General features: G+C 68.0%; 13 protein-coding genes. 6 read left to right on the top strand and 7 right to left on the bottom strand.

What is annotated here, in order from left to right:
- Positions 1–59: 59 nt before the first annotated feature.
- The 3 genes from dcd to putA all read right to left on the bottom strand — a co-directional run bounded on the left by dcd (position 60) and on the right by putA (position 4,422).
- Positions 60–614, bottom strand: a complete 555-nt coding sequence (gene dcd / locus U4960_RS02485) for a dCTP deaminase (RefSeq protein ID WP_324262034.1) — start codon at positions 612–614, stop codon at positions 60–62.
- 106 nt (positions 615–720) lie between these two features.
- Entirely contained in the window at positions 721–1,254 is a 534-nt protein-coding gene (locus U4960_RS02480) for a hypothetical protein (protein WP_324262033.1), read from the bottom strand.
- Positions 1,255–1,302: 48 nt separating this feature from the next.
- A complete protein-coding gene (putA, locus tag U4960_RS02475; protein WP_324262032.1) occupies positions 1,303–4,422 on the bottom strand; it encodes a bifunctional proline dehydrogenase/L-glutamate gamma-semialdehyde dehydrogenase PutA in 3,120 nt (1,039 codons plus the stop codon).
- Positions 4,423–4,623: 201 nt separating this feature from the next.
- On the opposite strand from putA, the gene U4960_RS02470 reads away from it, so the two are divergent.
- From U4960_RS02470 to U4960_RS02455, 4 genes are all read left to right on the top strand, one after another.
- On the top strand, positions 4,624–5,367 hold the full coding sequence (locus U4960_RS02470; protein WP_324262031.1) for a ParA family protein: 744 nt from the start codon (positions 4,624–4,626) through the stop codon (positions 5,365–5,367).
- 71 nt (positions 5,368–5,438) lie between these two features.
- Positions 5,439–7,397, top strand: a complete 1,959-nt coding sequence (locus tag U4960_RS02465; RefSeq protein ID WP_324262030.1) for a DUF3604 domain-containing protein — start codon at positions 5,439–5,441, stop codon at positions 7,395–7,397.
- Entirely contained in the window at positions 7,394–8,185 is a 792-nt protein-coding gene (locus tag U4960_RS02460; protein ID WP_324262029.1) for a peptidylprolyl isomerase, read from the top strand. The genes U4960_RS02465 and U4960_RS02460 overlap by 4 nt, the downstream gene beginning before the upstream one ends.
- Positions 8,182–9,162, top strand: a complete 981-nt coding sequence (locus tag U4960_RS02455) for a HupE/UreJ family protein (protein WP_324262028.1) — start codon at positions 8,182–8,184, stop codon at positions 9,160–9,162. Before U4960_RS02460 ends, U4960_RS02455 begins: the two co-directional genes overlap by 4 nt.
- Here the strand turns inward: U4960_RS02455 and U4960_RS02450 are convergent.
- From U4960_RS02450 to U4960_RS02435, 4 genes are all read right to left on the bottom strand, one after another.
- A complete protein-coding gene (locus tag U4960_RS02450) occupies positions 9,132–10,556 on the bottom strand; it encodes an efflux transporter outer membrane subunit (RefSeq protein ID WP_324262027.1) in 1,425 nt (474 codons plus the stop codon). The genes U4960_RS02455 and U4960_RS02450 overlap by 31 nt on opposite strands.
- A complete protein-coding gene (locus tag U4960_RS02445) occupies positions 10,553–11,554 on the bottom strand; it encodes an efflux RND transporter periplasmic adaptor subunit (protein ID WP_324262026.1) in 1,002 nt (333 codons plus the stop codon). Before U4960_RS02445 ends, U4960_RS02450 begins: the two co-directional genes overlap by 4 nt.
- 2 nt (positions 11,555–11,556) lie before the next feature.
- A complete protein-coding gene (locus U4960_RS02440; RefSeq protein WP_324262025.1) occupies positions 11,557–12,231 on the bottom strand; it encodes an ABC transporter ATP-binding protein in 675 nt (224 codons plus the stop codon).
- A gap of 83 nt (positions 12,232–12,314) precedes the next feature.
- A complete protein-coding gene (locus U4960_RS02435; protein ID WP_324262024.1) occupies positions 12,315–13,451 on the bottom strand; it encodes an ABC transporter permease in 1,137 nt (378 codons plus the stop codon).
- Positions 13,452–13,547: 96 nt separating this feature from the next.
- Between U4960_RS02435 and U4960_RS02430 the strand changes: the two genes are divergently transcribed.
- Entirely contained in the window at positions 13,548–14,171 is a 624-nt protein-coding gene (locus U4960_RS02430; protein WP_324262023.1) for a TetR/AcrR family transcriptional regulator, read from the top strand.
- A gap of 96 nt (positions 14,172–14,267) precedes the next feature.
- A complete protein-coding gene (gene ftsH / locus U4960_RS02425) occupies positions 14,268–16,232 on the top strand; it encodes an ATP-dependent zinc metalloprotease FtsH (RefSeq protein WP_324262022.1) in 1,965 nt (654 codons plus the stop codon).
- The last annotated feature ends 7 nt before the right edge of the window (positions 16,233–16,239 follow it).

The following is a 16,239-nucleotide window of genomic DNA, read 5'->3' as shown; positions in this document are numbered from 1 at the left end:
TTCATAACAGGTAAGCGCGGTGTAGGAAAAGGCTGCGTGATCCCGTGCACGGGGCAGGTCTAAAGCCGCGGCAGGGTCACGCCGCGCTGGCCCATGTATTTGCCGGCGCGGTCCTTGTAGCTGGTCTCGCACCGCTCGTTGCCCTGCAGGAACAGGAACTGGCAGGCGCCTTCGTTGGCGTAGATTTTCGCGGGCAGCGGGGTGGTGTTGGAGAACTCCAGCGTCACGTGCCCTTCCCAGCCCGGCTCCAGCGGGGTGACATTGACGATGATCCCGCACCGCGCGTAGGTCGATTTGCCGAGGCAGATCACCAGCACATCTTCCGGCACGCGGAAATATTCCACCGTGCGGGCCAGCGCGAAGCTGTTGGGCGGGATGATGCAGACATCGGTCTCACGGTCGACGAAGCTCTTCGGGTCGAACTGCTTGGGATCGACCACGCTGGAATCGACGTTGGTGAAGATCTTGAACTCGGGCGCCACCCGCGCGTCGTAGCCATAGCTCGACAGGCCATAGGAGATGCAGCCTTCGCGCCGCTGCGCCTCCACGAACGGCTCGATCATGCCGTGTTCGAGCGCCTGGGTGCGGATCCATTTGTCTGAGAGAATCGCCATGGCGATGTGATTCCCGAGCCGGCGCGCGCGGGCAAGATGGCGCGCGCACTGTCCCCCGTTACTTGCATTCTTGTGGCGGACGCAAACCTCCCGCCCCGCCTCGAAATCAACGCCGCTTTCGGGGCGGCGCGAGCCAGGGGTTGAGCTTGCCGAGGTGGTCGAGCCACTGGCGCGGCTTGCGCAGCATCGACTGGGGATAGACCACCTTGATCCCGACGATTTCGGCCATGGCGCCAACGAAGTGGAGGCAGTTGCGCCGATCCAGATCGTAGTACTTGCCCGGCGCGGTGCGCCAGCGTTCCACCTCTGCCCTGACCCGGCGGTACTGCGCATCGCTCAGCTTGACGGTGAAGTGGCGCTTGGTCGATTTGATGTATTTCGCCGGCTCGACCTGGATCGCGTGCTCGACCGGCCCCTGCAGCACCGCGCGGCTGACCTCCTTCGCGGTGAAACCGTAGTTCTCGCTGACCCGCTCTCCGGTTGCGTCCAGCGTGCCTTCAAGGACGATGAAGGTATGCGGATAGCGCCCGGAGAAGACGGAGCCGCTGAACGAATGGAAGCTCATCAGCACGTCGGCACTGGCAGCGCCGGGCCAGGCGAGCGCGATCAGCGCCAGCAGGGTAGCAAGAAAGCGATTCATCCCGCCACCCTTAGCAAGCCCGGGCCGCATCCGGCAAACCCCGCGGGCTCAGCTGGCCAGCAGGCTGGCATTCCCGCCCGCCGCTGTGGTGTCGATGCAGACAACCCGTTCGGTTGCGAAGCGGGCGACGTAATGCGGCCCGCCGGCCTTCGGCCCGGTGCCCGACAGGCCTTCCCCGCCGAACGGCTGGCTTTCCACCACCGCGCCGATCTGGTTGCGGTTGACGTAGAAATTGCCCACCCGCGCGCGTGCTTCGACCAGCCGCCGGGTGGCGGCAATGCGGCTGTGTAGGCCAAGGGTGAGGCCGTATCCGGTGGCATTGATGTCATCGATTACCTGCTCCAGCTGGTCGGCGCGGAAACGCACGACATGGAGGATAGGTCCGAAATGTTCGCGGTCGAGCGCGGCGATCGAGGGAATCTCGATGATCGTGGGGGCAACGAACCAGCCGTCCCCGTCGGACGATTCCCCCAGCCGGGTGACGCGGTGCCCGTCCGCCCGCATCGCCTCGACATGGCCTTCCAGCGCAGCCCATGCCTCGCGGTCGATCACCGGGCCGACGTCGGTTGCCGGATCGGCCGGATCGCCCATGACCAGCGCCTCGAACGCGCCGGTGATCATCGCCAGCATCTGGTCGGCCACGTCTTCCTGCAGGTAGAGCACCCGCAGGGCGGAGCAGCGCTGGCCCGCACTCTGGAAGGCGCTGCCGACCACATCGCGCGTCACCTGTTCGGGCAGGGCCGAGCTGTCGACGATCATCGCGTTCTGCCCGCCGGTCTCGGCAATCAGGATGCCGAGCGGCCCTTCGCGAGCGGCGAGGCTGCGGTTGATCGCCCGGGCGGTGTCAGTCGAACCGGTGAACGCGACCCCGGCAATGCGCGGATCGGAGGTGATCGCCGCGCCGACCTTGCCGTCACCGGGCAGGAGCTGGAACACCTCCTGCGGAATGCCGGCTTCGTGGCACAGACGCACGGCGAGACTGGCGATCAGCGGGGTCTGCTCGGCAGGCTTGGCCACCACGGCATTGCCCGCCGCCAGCGCGGCAGCGGCAGGGCCGATGAAGATCGCCAGCGGGAAGTTCCACGGGCTGATCGTGGCGAACACCCCGCGTCCGTGATGGCTCAGGCGGTTTTCCTCGCCCGTCGGGCCGGGCAGCGGGACAGGCGCGCTGAACAGGCGGCGTGCCTCGCCCGCGTAGTAACGCAGGAAATCGACCGCCTCGCGCAGTTCCAGCACGGAATCGAGCAGGGTCTTGCCGGCCTCGCGCTGGCACAGGCTGAGGAATTCGTCGGTATGCTGTTCGAACAGGTCGGCCGCCGCTTCCAGCAGCAGCGCGCGCTTTTCGCCGCCCAGCGCGCACCAGCCGGGCTGGATCGCCTGTGCGGCGGCAAGGGCGCGGTCGATGTCGGACAGGCTCGCTTCGGTTACCAGCCCGACCTGCCGGGCATGGGCCTGCGGGCTGACAATGGCGCAGGTCTGGCCCGGCTTGCCTGCAGTCCCGGTCGGTTCCGCCTGCCACATCACGCCTTCAAGCGCCTGTAGCCGCTCCAGCAATGGCCCGCGTACCAGCGGGTCCGCCAGATCGACGCCCGCGCTGTTGGTGCGCCCCGGGAAGATCGCGCCGGGCAGGGGGATGGCCGGATTGCGCAGCGGCTCGAGCGCGGCGAGGTCCGCCACCGGATCGGTCACCAGGTCTGCCACCGGCACTTCGGCATCGCCCATGCGGTTGACGAAGCTGGAGTTGGCCCCGTTTTCGAGCAGGCGGCGCACCAGATAGGCGAGCAGGTCCTTGTGCCCGCCGACCGGCGCGTAAATGCGGACCGGGGTCGGGCGGTTGCCTTCGAGCCGGGCAAGCTCGGCATAGACTTCCTCGCCCATGCCGTGGAGGCGCTGGTATTCGAATTCCCGCTCACCGGCGAGCGCCTTGATCGCGCCAATGGTGTAGGCGTTGTGGGTGGCGAAAGCGGGATAGATCACGTCGCTCGCTTCGAGCAGGCGCGCGGCGCAGGCGAGGTAGGACACGTCGGTCGCGACCTTGCGGGTGAACACCGGGTAATCGGCAAAACCGCCCACCTGGCTCAGCTTGATCTCGCTGTCCCAGTAAGCGCCCTTGACCAGCCGGACCATCAGCCGCCGCCCGTGCCGCCGCGCCAGCCTGGCCGCCCAGTCGCAGACATGGACCGCGCGCTTCTGGTAGGCCTGCACCGCCAGGCCGAAGCCTTCCCACTGGCTGCCATCGGGCCGGGCGAACAGCGCGTCGTCGGCGACCAGCGCCTCGATCAGGTCGAGCGACGGCTCCAGCCGCTCCGCTTCCTCGGCATCGATGGTGAAATGCATGTCCGCATCGCGGGCCCTGGCGGCAAGCGCCCGCACCACTGGTATCAGATGATCGAGCGCGGCCCCGGCGTGCCAGAAGTCGTAGCGCGGATAGAGCGCCGACAGCTTGACCGAGATACCCGGCGCGGTGCGGAACCCGCTGGCGGTTTCGCGCGCCAGCCGGTCAATCGCGGCCTCGTAGGACCGGCGATAGCGTTCGGCATCGGCCATCGTCATCGCCGCTTCGCCCAGCATGTCGAAGCTGTGAGTCACGCCTTTCGCGCGTTCGGGTGCGGCCCGCTTGAGTGCCTCGTCGATGGTCCGCCCGAACACGAACTGCCCGCCGAGGATCTTCATCGCCTGCAAGGTCGCGGTGCGGATGACCGGCTCGCCCACCCGGCCGATCGCGCGCCTGAGTGCTGCGCCCATGCCGCGCTGGTGATCTTCCGGCCGCTCCAGCACTTCGCCCGTCAGCATCAGCGAGAACGTGGCGGCGTTGACGAAGGTCGAGCCGCTTTCGCCGAGGTGCTCCGACCAGTCGATCGGGCCGAGCTTGTCGCGGATCAGCGCATCGGCGGTGGCGGCATCGGGCACCCGAAGCAGGGCTTCGGCGAGGCACATCAGGGCGATGCCTTCCTCGGTATCGAGCCCGAACTGCTGGAGGAAGGCATCGAGCCCGCTCGCCTTGCGCTGGCGTGCGCCTGCGATCAGCCGACTGGCAGTGGCGGCAGCCTCGGCGTGGACCGCACTGGCAGGAGCGGCCTGGCGCAGACGCTCGGTCAGGCAGGCCTGCTCCTCCTGCCGGTAGGCGAGGCGCAGGGTTTGGCGATCAAGCGGCGCGGGAGACGGCATCGGCGACTCTTCAACAAGTGATGGACTGGCTGGCTGCCGCCTTGAACCCGGTTTCATTTGCAATCAAGTTGCCCTCGACCATGGCACGCGTTGCGGCATGAATCGGCCAGCGATTTCTGTCCCGCAGCCGGGCACAATGGTTAATCCGCTTGCAACCCCGCTAAGTATAAGCACTTAGGCGCAAACAGGGGGTCGCAGTCCATGCCGGTCATCGCGGTTTACAGCGTCAAGGGCGGCGTGGGCAAAACCACGCTTGCGGTCGATCTTGCCTGGCGTTGCGCGCAGGTCGGCAAGTATCCGACCTTGCTGTGGGATCTGGACCAGCAGGGCGGTGCCGGTTTCCTGCTCGACGCACCGCCGCGGCGGACAGCGCGGGCCATGTCCCTGTTCCACCGTGACAGCCGCCCGCGCGACCTGATCGAGCAAAGCCGGTTCGAACGGCTCGACCTGCTTCAGGCGGACGAAAGCCTGCGCGGGATGCCGGTCCAGCTGGCGCGAATCGGGGGCAAGACCCGCCTTGCCCAGCTGCTTGCTTATCTGCGCGCGGATTATCGCCGGATCGTGCTCGATTGCCCGCCGATGATGAACGAAGTGAGCGACCAGATCCTGGCGGCCGCCGATATCGTGCTCCTGCCGCTGCCGCCTTCTCCGCTGGCGTCCCGCGCCCTGGGCCAGGTTCGCGATGAACTGACGCGGCACCACAGGAGCCATCCGCCCATCCTGCCGGTGCTGTCCATGTACGATTCGCGGCGCAAGCTGCACCGCGAAGTGCGCGAAGGCGATGGCAAGGGCTGGCCGGTGATTCCGCAAAGCAGCCATGTCGAACAGATGGCGCTGCGCCGCGAACCCGTGCCCGTGTTCGCCAATTCATCCGAGGCATCGCGGGCGATGGGCAGGCTGTGGAGCGCCGTCGAAATGAAGCTGGTCGAGCTCGGCCGGGCCTGACGCGCACGTAAACCCTGCGGCTTGACGGCCCGGCTGGCCGTGCCATTGTGGTGACGGGGGAGAATGCAACGATGCGCCAGAATTTGATCCATGCCGCACTGGTAATCGGACTTGCTGCCGGGCTGGCTTCCTGCGGCGACCAGGCCGCCGTGGTTGCCGAAGCCGAAGCTGCCGTGGCCCTGGCCGAATTTCCCGAGCGGCCGCTGTGGGGCGACACCCATCTGCATACGGACAATTCGATCGATGCCTTCGGTTTCGGCACCCGGCTGGGGCCGGACGAAGCGCTCAAGTTCGCGCGCGGTGAGGAAGTAACCGCCACCACCGGGCTCAAGGCGAAGCTCGCCCGCCCGCTCGATTTCCTCGTCATCGCTGACCATTCGGACGGTCTGGGCGCGACCAAGCGGCTCTATGATGCCCCGCGTTTCCTGATCCGCGACGAAACCCTGCTCCGCTGGCACGACATGATGCACGAATCGCCCGAAGGCTCGCAGCGTGCGGTGGCGGAACTGATCACGGCCGCGTCCAACGGCACCCTGCCCGAAGCCTTGCGCGACCAGTCCGATGCCGAGGAAAACACCCGCGAGATCTGGACCGATCACCTTGCAACCATCGACAAGTACTACGAACCCGGCGTGTTCACCCCGCTGGCCGGGTTCGAGTACACCCTGATGCCGGACGGCAACAACCTGCACCGGGTGGTCATGTTCCGCGACGGTTACGACCGGACCAGCACTGTCCTGCCCTATCCCGGCCTCGACGGGGCGATCGACCAGTTGTGGGACTATATGGACGCCTACGAGAAGGCGACCGGCGGCAAGGCGCTGGCCATCCCGCACAATTCGAATGTCTCCAACGGGCTGATGTTCGAGCTGACCGATTCGAAAGGAGGCCCGATGAGCGCGGCCTATGCCCGCCGCCGCGCGCTGCGCGAGCCGGTGGTCGAGGCGACCCAGATCAAGGGCGACAGCGAGAGCCATCCGTTCCTGTCCCCCAACGATGAATTCGCCAGCTTCGGTGACGTCGGCTGGGAACTGGGCAACCTGCCGCTGACCGCCGGCAAGGACGATTCCATGCTGGCCGGCGAATACCTGCGCGAGGCATTGAAGCGCGGCCTGTCGATCGAGCAGCGGACCGGGGCCAACCCTTACGCTTTCGGCATGATCGGCTCGACCGACAGCCACACCTCGCTCGCCACGGCGGACGAGGACAATTTCTTCGGCAAGCACACCGGCAACGAACCCAATGCGAAGCGCGCGCTCGAATCGCAGAACCTGGGCACGCGCGAAGGGCGGTTCGGCTGGCATTATCTCGCGGGCGGCTATGCCGCGGTCTGGGCACGCGCCAACACCCGGGCGGAAATCTTCGACGCGATGATGCGGCGGGAAGTCTATGCCACCACCGGATCGCGCATGGTGGTGCGGCTGTTCGCCGGGTTCGATTTCACCGAGGCCGACTGGCAGGGGGACTGGGTCAGGGCCGGCTATACCCGCGGCGTGCCGATGGGCGGCACATTGAAGGAACAAGGCAAGGCCCCGACCTTCCTCATTTCGGCCCTGAAAGACCCGGAAGGCGCCAATCTGGACCGGGTGCAGGTGGTCAAGGGCTGGGTCAGCGCCGATGGCCAGACACAGGAACAGGTCTACGACGTCGTCTGGTCCAACATGGACACGCGCGTGCAGGTCGGCGGCAAGGTGCCGGCGGTGGGCGATACGGTCGACCGGGCCAAGGCGACCTGGACCAACACGATTGGCGCACCGGAACTGCGCGTGACCTGGACCGATCCGGACTATCGCCCGGGGCAGCGCGCATTCTACTATGTCCGCGTGCTGGAAATCCCGACCCCGCGCTGGCCGCTCTACGATGCGGTGCGGTTTGGTTACCAGCTGTCGCCGGATGCCCTGGCTGATGCCGTGGCGCAGGAGCGGGCCTACAGCTCGCCGGTCTGGATCGGCCCTGCCACGGGTGCAGCGGCAACGGCCACGGCCCTGTTCGATCGCAATCGCCTGAGCCGCGCCAAGAGACTCGGATGACGCTGCCCGGCTGGACCCGCGAGCCGCTGGTCCATTTCCTAGCCGCCGGGGCAGCCATCTGGTTCGTCCTGTCCTGGCAGGGGGAGCCGGTCGATCCGGCCAGTCGCGCCATCACCGTAACGCAGGAAGACCGCGCCCGGCTGGCGCTGCAATGGGAGCGGACCCTGCAGCGCGCGCCGACCGATGCCGAGCTGGACGGCCTGACCGAGCAGTTCATCCGCGAAGAGGTGCTCTACCGCGAAGCGCTGCGCCTCGGCCTCGATCAGGATGACGCCGTGCTGCGCAAGCGGCTGGCAGGCAAGATGGACTATCTTGCCGCGAGCATGGCGGAGACCGCCAGCGCCCCGGATACGACCTTGCAGCAATGGCTCGACACCCACCCCGAACGGTTCGCTCCGGAGGTGCGCTACAGCTTTGACCAGCGCTGGTTTGCCGAGCAGGACACGGCCCGGCGCGCGCTGCCATCACCCGATCCGCGCGGCGAAGCCATCTCGCTTCCACCCGCCATGGAAGGGGCGAGCCGCCGCGAGGTGGACGAGCGGTTCGGCGAGGCGTTCCGCACGGCGCTGGACGCAGCGCCGGTTGGGCAAGGATGGCACGGCCCGGTGGCCAGCGGGTTCGGCTGGCATCTGGTCCAGCTGCGCGCCCGCGAGACCGGCGAAGTGCCGCCACTCGCTGAGATCCGCGACCGGGTCGAGGCCGACTGGCGCACCGCCACCAGCGCCGCGCGCAAGGAGGAGGCCTATCGCCTGCTGCGCGATTCCTACCGGATCACGGTCGCGCGGTGAGAACGCTGGCCGCGCTCCTGCTGCTGTGGCTGGCGCTGGCGGTTCCGGCCCGCGCTGACGAGCTGCGTCCCGGCTATATAGAGTTTGCCGAGCAGGCACCGGGACAATGGTCGCTGGCGTGGAAACGGCCCTATCTCCAGCCCCCGCCCGAGCCGCCGCCCCCGCCGATCCTGCCGGATAACTGCACCTATCAGGGCGAAGTGCGGCAAGGCGCGGCGGGCGGGGCGGTGCTGGGCCGGGCGGACGTCCGCTGCACCGGGGCGGTCGCCGGCAAGACGCTCGGCGTGGCCGACCTGATCGGCCAGACCGACCTGCTGGCGCGCGTCATCCCACTCGATGCTCCGGCCCAGGCGATCCGGATCACCGCAGCCACGCCGCAAGCCACCATCGCCGCCGAGGAAATCCGCCCGCCGGTGTGGCGGACCTATTTCGTGATCGGGGTCGAGCATATCCTCGAAGGGTGGGACCACCTGCTGTTCGTGATCGCGCTGGTCCTGCTGCTGCGCTCATGGCGGCAGGCGGTGATCGCGGCGACCGCCTTCACGGTCGCCCATTCGATCACGTTGGCGGGTGCCTCGCTCGGCTGGCTCGCCATGCCGCAGCGCCCGGTCGAGGTGCTGATCGCGCTGTCGATCGTGTTCCTGGCGGTGGAGATTGCCCGGCGCGACCCCGCGCGGCCCAGCCTCGCCATGCGCCTGCCGTGGGTGGTCGCCTTCCTGTTCGGCCTGCTCCACGGGTTCGGCTTTGCCGGGGCGCTGGCCGAAATCGGCCTGCCGGATGACGCGCTGGTGCCGGCGCTGGTCGCGTTCAACCTCGGGGTCGAGGCGGGGCAACTGCTGGTGGTGGGGGTGACTCTGGCGGCGATTGCGGCGCTTACCCGTGTGGCGTCGGCGCGGCTCGAACCGGCCATGCGGCTGGCATCCTACGGGATCGGGATTACCGGAGCCTACTGGCTGGTGGACCGGCTGGCGGGATAGTCTCCGCCCAGCGCCTGCCAAAGTAGCACCCGCGCCCGGCGCGCGCGCCCTTGTGCTGCCGCCGCGCGTTCGCCGCTGGCATCGGCAGCCCGGCGCGCTTCGAGCACGGCGAGGAAATTCTCCAGACCAGCACGGAAGCGAAATTCGGCCAGCTCGGTCGCGCGCTCGGCACTGGCGGCCTCGCGGGCGGCCGCAGCGGCCTCCGCGTCGGCAGCTGCGACCAGCCCGTAGCCCGCCTCCGCCTCGCCCAGGGCCGCGAACACCGCCCCGCGATAGGCCTCAAAGGCAGCCCGCTTGGTGGCGGCAGCACCGTCGATCTCGGCACCGATCCGCCCGAAATCGAGCAGCGGGGCAAGCAGCCCGGCCCCCGCCGACCCGACCACCGCATCGCCGTCGAACAGGTCGCCCAGATCGAAGGCCAGCAGGCCAAGCGCGGCAGACAGGGTCAGCTGGGGGAAGCGCCGCGCGGCCGCCGCAGCCAGCTCGGCATCGCTCGCCGCCAGCCGGGCCTGCGCCGCCAGCACATCGGGCCGGTTGGCCAGAAGCTGCGCGGGCAGGCTGGCGGGCGGTGCGGATGCGGGATCGGCTGGCGCGCTTTCCGCCAGAGCCGCCTGGATTGCCCGTCCGCCCAGCCCGGTCAAGGTGACGAGCCTGCCGGTGATCCGCGCTTTCTCGCTGGCGAGGGCCGCGATGCGGCTGCGGCTTGCCTCGGCAGCGGTTTCGGCGCGGACCCGGTCAAACCCCGGCGCGATCCCGGCGCGCTCGCGGATATCGGTCAGGGCTACCAGCGACTCTGCGGCGACGAGGTCTTCGCCCAGGGCGGCCTCGCGCGTTTCGATGGTCCGCCAGTCGATCACGGCGGCGGCGATTTCCGCCAGCAAGGCCAGCCGGACAGCAACTGCGTCGGCCCCGGCGGCATCAAGCCGCGCCAGCGCCGCGCGTTCCTGTGCCCGCAATCGGCCGAACAGGTCGGCATCCCAGCTGGCGGTGAGGTTGGCAGCATAGGCCATCCGTTCGCTGTCGAACGCCACGCCGGGGGGCAGGCCGGTGCCGAACTGGTTGGGGCTGGTGCGCTGGCCGGTGGCCGAGGCATTGGCGCCAACCAGAGGCAGGCGCTCGGCCCCTGCGCGGGCTGCTCCGGCGCGGGCCGCTTCGACGCGGGCCAGGGCTTCGGCCAGAGTCGGGCCTGACTCCAGCGCCTGGCCGGAGAGGGCGCGATAGGCGGGATCCTGCGTCGGCATCAGCCGGTCCAGCGCCGCGCCCGTTCCGGCGGAAGGCTGCCACGCGAAACTGTCCGGCAGGTCCGGCGCGGGCGTCGCCACTTCGGGCGGCGGGCCGGCGACACAGGCCGACAGTGCCACGGCAGCCAGGAGCGGAAGCGCGCCCCGCATCATTGCGCCGCCTTGCCGGGAATGCCGGGAATGAAGGCATCGATCTGCTGGCCGACGCGGAACAGCGCGCTGTCTCCCCCGGCCCCGGCAGGAAGCTCGTAGATCACCTGCAGCACCCGCACATCGACCCGTTCCTGCGAGGAATTGGTCAGCGATCGCTTGGGCACCACCAGCGGCTCGGCCCGCACGAACCGCGCCTCGACCTGGCGGTCGGCCGCGCCGCGCGGCGAGACCACCGCCGCCTTGCCCAGATCGATCCGGGTCGCCTCGCTCTCGTCGATATCGACCCGCACATGAAGCGGGACGGTCTGCCCCATCTGGATGAACGGCTGGCTCTGTGCCCCGCCCATGGTCGAGACATATTCGCCCTTGCGGATGTTGACCGCCAGGATCTCGCCCGCAATCGGCGCGCGCACGGTCAGGCGGCTCAGTTCGGTCCGGGCCGCACCGGCGGCGGCATTGGCGGCTTCGAGCCGCGCCTGCGCCAGGGCAAGGCGCGACCGGGCGGCATTGGCTTCCCCCTCGGCCCGGATCACTTCGGCCCGGCTGACCGCCGCGCTGTCCTCCACCGAGCGGTAGAGCGCCAGCTGCCGCTCGGCCGTGGTACGCGCGGTCTGCGCTTCGGCAATGGCGGCGCGCGCTTCGTTGATCCCGGCCTCGGCCTGCCGCAGCTGCGCCCGCACCGCCCGGTCATCGACCGTGAACAGCGGCTGCCCCTGACCCACCCGGTCACCCGGCTGGACCATCAGGTCGATCACCAGGCCCGACAGGGCGCTGCCGATGTCGATGGTCTCGCTCGACGGCTCGACCACGCCCGATCCGGCCACCCGCAACCCGGTCGCAAGCGCACCGGTGGCGCGCGGGGGTTCGCGGGTCGGCTCCTCCAGCGTCCGGTCCGGCTGGCTGGTGGCGATATAGGCCACCCCGCCGACCACCCCGGCGAGCGCCAGCGCGGGCAGGAGCTGGCGCGAGAAGCTGAATTTGCGCAGGGAGAGTGCCATGGTCAGTGATCCTCCGGCATGGTCTTGCCGTCATGGGTAATACGCCCGTCCTCCAGCACGAGGATGCGGTCAGCGAGATCGAAAATGCGGTTGTCGTGGGTGACGATGATGACCGAGCGATCGTCCGCCACGGCCACTTCGCGCAGCAGATCCATCACCCGGCGGCCGGAGCGGGCATCGAGCGCTGCGGTCGGCTCGTCACACACCACCAGCCGGGGCGCATGGACCAGCGCGCGGGCAATCGCCACCCGCTGCTGCTGGCCGCCGGAAAGCTGGCGCGGCAACTTGGCGGCCTGATCGCCGATGTTGAGCTTTTCGAGCATCGCAATCGCGTGTTCGCGCGCCTCGTGCACCGGCATCCCGCGCGCAATCAGCGGCACCGCGGCATTGGCCGCGGCATCGATGCTGGGGATGAGGTTGTACTGCTGGAAGATGAAGCCGATGTTGGCGAGGCGGAACTCGACCAGCTGGGTGTCGGTGAGGGCATAGATATCGGTCCCGAACACCCGCACCTGGCCTGCGGTAGGCCACAGGATGCCGCACATGATCGAGATCAGCGTGGTCTTGCCCGAGCCGCTTTCGCCGACAAGGTAGGTCATTTCCCCCGCCCGCACATCGAGGTCGATCCCGTGCAGCACGGTGATCGTGCCCTGCCCGGCCGGAAACTCGCGCGTCACCCCCCGGGTGCAGATCGCGGATTCCGGGCTGCACCCGCCGATAGCAGTTGTGTCTACCGCGGGGCTTGCAGAACGCACGGGGCTCACCGGAACACCGCCGCCGGTTCGGCCTTGAGCACGCTGCGCATCGCCATCCAGCCGGTCATGGCCAGGATCAGGGCCACACCCACCAGCGAGAACAGCGGGATTTGCCATGGCAGGTAGAAGCCTTTGAAGGTGGGGTTGCTGCCGAAGCCCGAGATGAACAGGACGGTGCCGACCAGCCCCAGGGCATAGCCGATCGCGCCCACCATCCCGGCCTGGGCGGCAACCATGCCGATCAGCTTGCGGTTGGTCACGCCGATCGCCTTCAGCGCACCGAACTGCTTGATGTTGTCGCGGATGAACAAGCTGAAGGTCAGGCCGACGATGGCCACCCCGACAATGAAGCCGAGCAATACGGTAATCCCGAAGTTGAAGGGAATGCCGGTGTTCTCGATGATGAAGTCGACCCCGTCCTGGGCAAATTCATCCCGCGTCCGGGCGCGCAGGCCGGTCTGCTCGGTTATCCGCGCCGCAAGGGTGTCGGCGCTGACGCCGTCGGCTGCGCCGACCAGGACGAAGCTCAGCCGGTTGCGGGTTCCCGGCACGTAACGCAGCGCCTGCGAATAGCGGGTGTAGAGCACCACGGTGCTGGTGAAGCTGGGGGTCGCGTCCGCCACCCCCCGGATCACGGCGCGCTGGTCATTCAATTCCAGCATCTCGCCCAGCGGGCTCGGCTGGTCAGGGAACATGTTGGTGGTGCCGACGTCGTCGATGATCACGCTGTCGGGGCGGGCCAGCACTTCATGGCTGCCTTCGATCATCCGGCGGGGCAGGCCGATCAGCGTGGCATCATCGACCCCGATGATGCCGACCCCCTCCAGATCGCCGGTTTCAGTGCGGACAGACGCGTTGGCGCGCAGGTGCGGCACCGCCCATTCGACCCCGGGCACCCCGCGCACCCGCTCCAGCGCGGTGGCGGGCATGGCATAGGCCACATCGGTCGTGCGGCTGACCGGGTCCATCACCCAGACCTGCGCTTCGGCGACGTTGTAGACGCCGCTGGCCCCGCGCTGGATCAAGTTGACGAAGATGGTCAGCTGCTGGGTGATCAGCAGGGTGGAAAATCCGATCCCGAACAGCAGCCCGAAGAACTTGGTCCGGTCCCCGGTCAGCATGCGGATGGCGATCCAGAGCACAGGCGGGGGAACCTTTCGCGCTTCGAGAGGGTTGCGGGAACATCAACATCAGCGCATTAGTGAACGCTAGCGTTTTATTGAACGGGGCCGTTCAGATTGTCAACCGTAAGAAAACGAAAGGCGGGGCGGCCGGTCGATCCGGCCAAGCATGACGCGATCATCGCGGCAGCGACCGATTCGTTTTTCGAGATCGGCTATGCCGCCAGCACCATCGAAGGCATCGCCGCCCGGGCCGGCGTCTCCAAGGTCACCGTCTACAACCACTTCGGGGACAAGCGGACCTTGCTGGCCGCCGCTGTCGGGCGCGAGTGCGAGCGGATGCGCGGCCACTTCGCCATCGAGGCCGACAGCGGCGCGGACCTGCGGGATCGCCTGCTCACCATCGGCACCGCCATGGTCGCCTTCCTCTCCCGCCCCGAAATGATCCAGTTCGAACGGCGGATTGCCGCCGAGACGGAGCATGAACCCGAAATCGGCATAGCTTTCCTCGACAACGGGCCTCGCCGGATGAAGGCGGCCTTTGCTGCGCTGCTGACCCACGCCCATGCCGGCGGCGAGCTCGACATTCCCGATCCGGAGCTGGCGGCCGAACAATTTGCCTCGCTTTGCAAGGGCATGGGCGATCTGGAACGGCGGTTCGGAGCCATTCCCGACGCGGCGCGCGAGCAGGCGCGGATCGCCGGGGCGGTCGACGTGTTCCTGCGGGCCTATTCCCGATAACCGTCATCGGAATATTGGCTGATCCGCGCCCCGCGGCATCAACTTGCCATTCACTCCGCTGTGCCTACATTGGGGCAGACGAAAGGAACCCGTGCAATGAGCGAGAGCCGCGACCCGAACCAGCAGGGCCCCGAAGGCCCCAACCCGTGGATTCGCAGCCTGATGATCTGGGGCGGGGTGTTTCTTGCCCTGGTCATGATGATCTCCATGTTCGGCGGTGCCGGCCAGTCGGCAGGCACCGAGATCGGTTATTCCGCTTTCCGCAGCCAGGTCGAACAGGGCCTGGTCAAGGACGTGGCCATTGCGCCTGACCGGATCACCGGCACGCTCAAGAACGGCGAGCCGTTCACCACCACGCCGGTCGCCACCGACACCCGCCTCACCGAGCTGCTTGACGAGAACGGGGTCGATTATTCCGGCACCGCGCCCGAGCGGATGAACATCTGGCTGGCAATCCTGGTCCAGTCGCTCCCCTTCATCCTGATCCTCGGCATCGCCTTCTTCGCCCTGCGCCAGGTGCAGAAGGGCGGCGGCGCTGGCGGGGCAATGGGCTTCGGCAAGTCCAAGGCCAAGATGCTGACCGAAAAACAGGGCCGGGTGACCTTTGACGATGTCGCCGGGATTGATGAAGCGCGCGAGGAGCTGGAGGAAATCGTCGAGTTCCTGCGCGATCCCAGCCGCTTCTCCAAGCTGGGCGGCCAGATTCCCAAGGGCGCGCTGCTGGTCGGCAGCCCCGGCACCGGCAAGACCCTGCTCGCCCGCGCCATCGCGGGTGAGGCGGGCGTGCCGTTCTTCACCATTTCCGGTTCCGACTTCGTCGAAATGTTCGTCGGCGTCGGCGCCAGCCGCGTGCGCGACATGTTCGAACAGGCCAAGAAGAACGCGCCGTGCATCGTCTTCATCGACGAAATCGACGCGGTCGGCCGCAGCCGCGGGCATGGCCTCGGCAATTCGAACGACGAGCGCGAGCAGACCCTCAACCAGCTGCTGGTCGAGATGGACGGCTTTGAAGCCAACGAAGGCATCATCATTATCGCGGCGACCAACCGCCCCGACGTGCTCGACCCGGCGCTGCTGCGCCCGGGCCGGTTCGACCGCCAGGTGGTGGTGCCGATCCCCGACATCGATGGGCGCGAGAAGATCCTCGGCGTGCACATGAAGAAGGTGCCGCTGGCGCCCGACGTGAACCCGCGCACGATCGCGCGCGGCACCCCGGGCTTCTCCGGCGCGGACCTCGCCAACCTCGTCAACGAGGCGGCCCTGCTGGCTGCCCGCCGCAACAAGCGGCTGGTCGCGATGCAGGAGTTCGAGGACGCCAAGGACAAGGTCATGATGGGCACCGAGCGGCGCTCGATGGTCATGACCGATGACGAAAAGAAGATGACCGCCTACCACGAGGCAGGCCACGCTCTGGTCGGCATGAACGAGGATGCGAGCGACCCGATCCACAAGGCCACCATCATCCCGCGCGGCCGTGCGCTGGGCATGGTCATGCGCCTGCCGGAGCGGGACAACTACTCCTACCACCGTGACAAGATGCACGCCGACCTTGCCGTGGCCATGGGCGGCCGTGTGGCGGAAGAGCTGATCTTCGGCCACTCCAAGGTCAGCTCCGGCGCCAGCAGCGACATCCAGTATGCCACCAAGCTCGCCCGCAACATGGTGACCAAGTGGGGCATGTCGGAAAAGCTCGGGCCGCTCCAGTACGAGGAGCAGAACGAAGGCTACCTCGGCATGGGCCAATCGATGCGGACCATGGGTTCGGACGAGACCAACAAGCTGATCGACAGCGAGATCAAGAGCCTGGTCGAAGGGGCCCATGCCCGTGCAACGCAGATCCTGACCACCCAGGAGGACAAGCTCCACCTGCTGGCCCAGGCCCTGCTCGAATACGAGACCCTGACCGGGGACGAGATCAAGCAGCTGCTCGACGACGGCAAGATTGACCGTCCGAGCGAGCCGCAGAAGCCGGTCCTGCGCCCGGTCGCGGGCTCGGCCATCCCCAAGGCAGGCCGCAAATTCGGCGGACCCAAGGGTGACGAAGCGCCGCTCGGGGCCTGATCGACCT

Source organism: Altererythrobacter sp. H2 (genome assembly GCF_035319885.1).
Lineage (GTDB): Bacteria > Pseudomonadota > Alphaproteobacteria > Sphingomonadales > Sphingomonadaceae > 34-65-8.
This window is presented reverse-complemented; position numbering and strand designations above follow the sequence as displayed.

Bases quoted from the DNA above. Each gene is read 5' to 3' on its own strand.
- dcd (WP_324262034.1), bottom strand. From the start codon at position 614: ATGGCGATTCTCTCAGACAAATGGATCCGCACCCAGGCGCTCGAACAC.
- U4960_RS02480 (WP_324262033.1), bottom strand. From the start codon at position 1,254: ATGAATCGCTTTCTTGCTACCCTGCTGGCGCTGATCGCGCTCGCCTGG.
- putA (WP_324262032.1), bottom strand. From the start codon at position 4,422: ATGCCGTCTCCCGCGCCGCTTGATCGCCAAACCCTGCGCCTCGCCTAC.
- U4960_RS02470 (WP_324262031.1), top strand. From the start codon at position 4,624: ATGCCGGTCATCGCGGTTTACAGCGTCAAGGGCGGCGTGGGCAAAACC.
- U4960_RS02465 (WP_324262030.1), top strand. From the start codon at position 5,439: ATGCGCCAGAATTTGATCCATGCCGCACTGGTAATCGGACTTGCTGCC.
- U4960_RS02460 (WP_324262029.1), top strand. From the start codon at position 7,394: ATGACGCTGCCCGGCTGGACCCGCGAGCCGCTGGTCCATTTCCTAGCC.
- U4960_RS02450 (WP_324262027.1), bottom strand. From the start codon at position 10,556: ATGATGCGGGGCGCGCTTCCGCTCCTGGCTGCCGTGGCACTGTCGGCC.
- U4960_RS02445 (WP_324262026.1), bottom strand. From the start codon at position 11,554: ATGGCACTCTCCCTGCGCAAATTCAGCTTCTCGCGCCAGCTCCTGCCC.
- ftsH (WP_324262022.1), top strand. From the start codon at position 14,268: ATGAGCGAGAGCCGCGACCCGAACCAGCAGGGCCCCGAAGGCCCCAAC.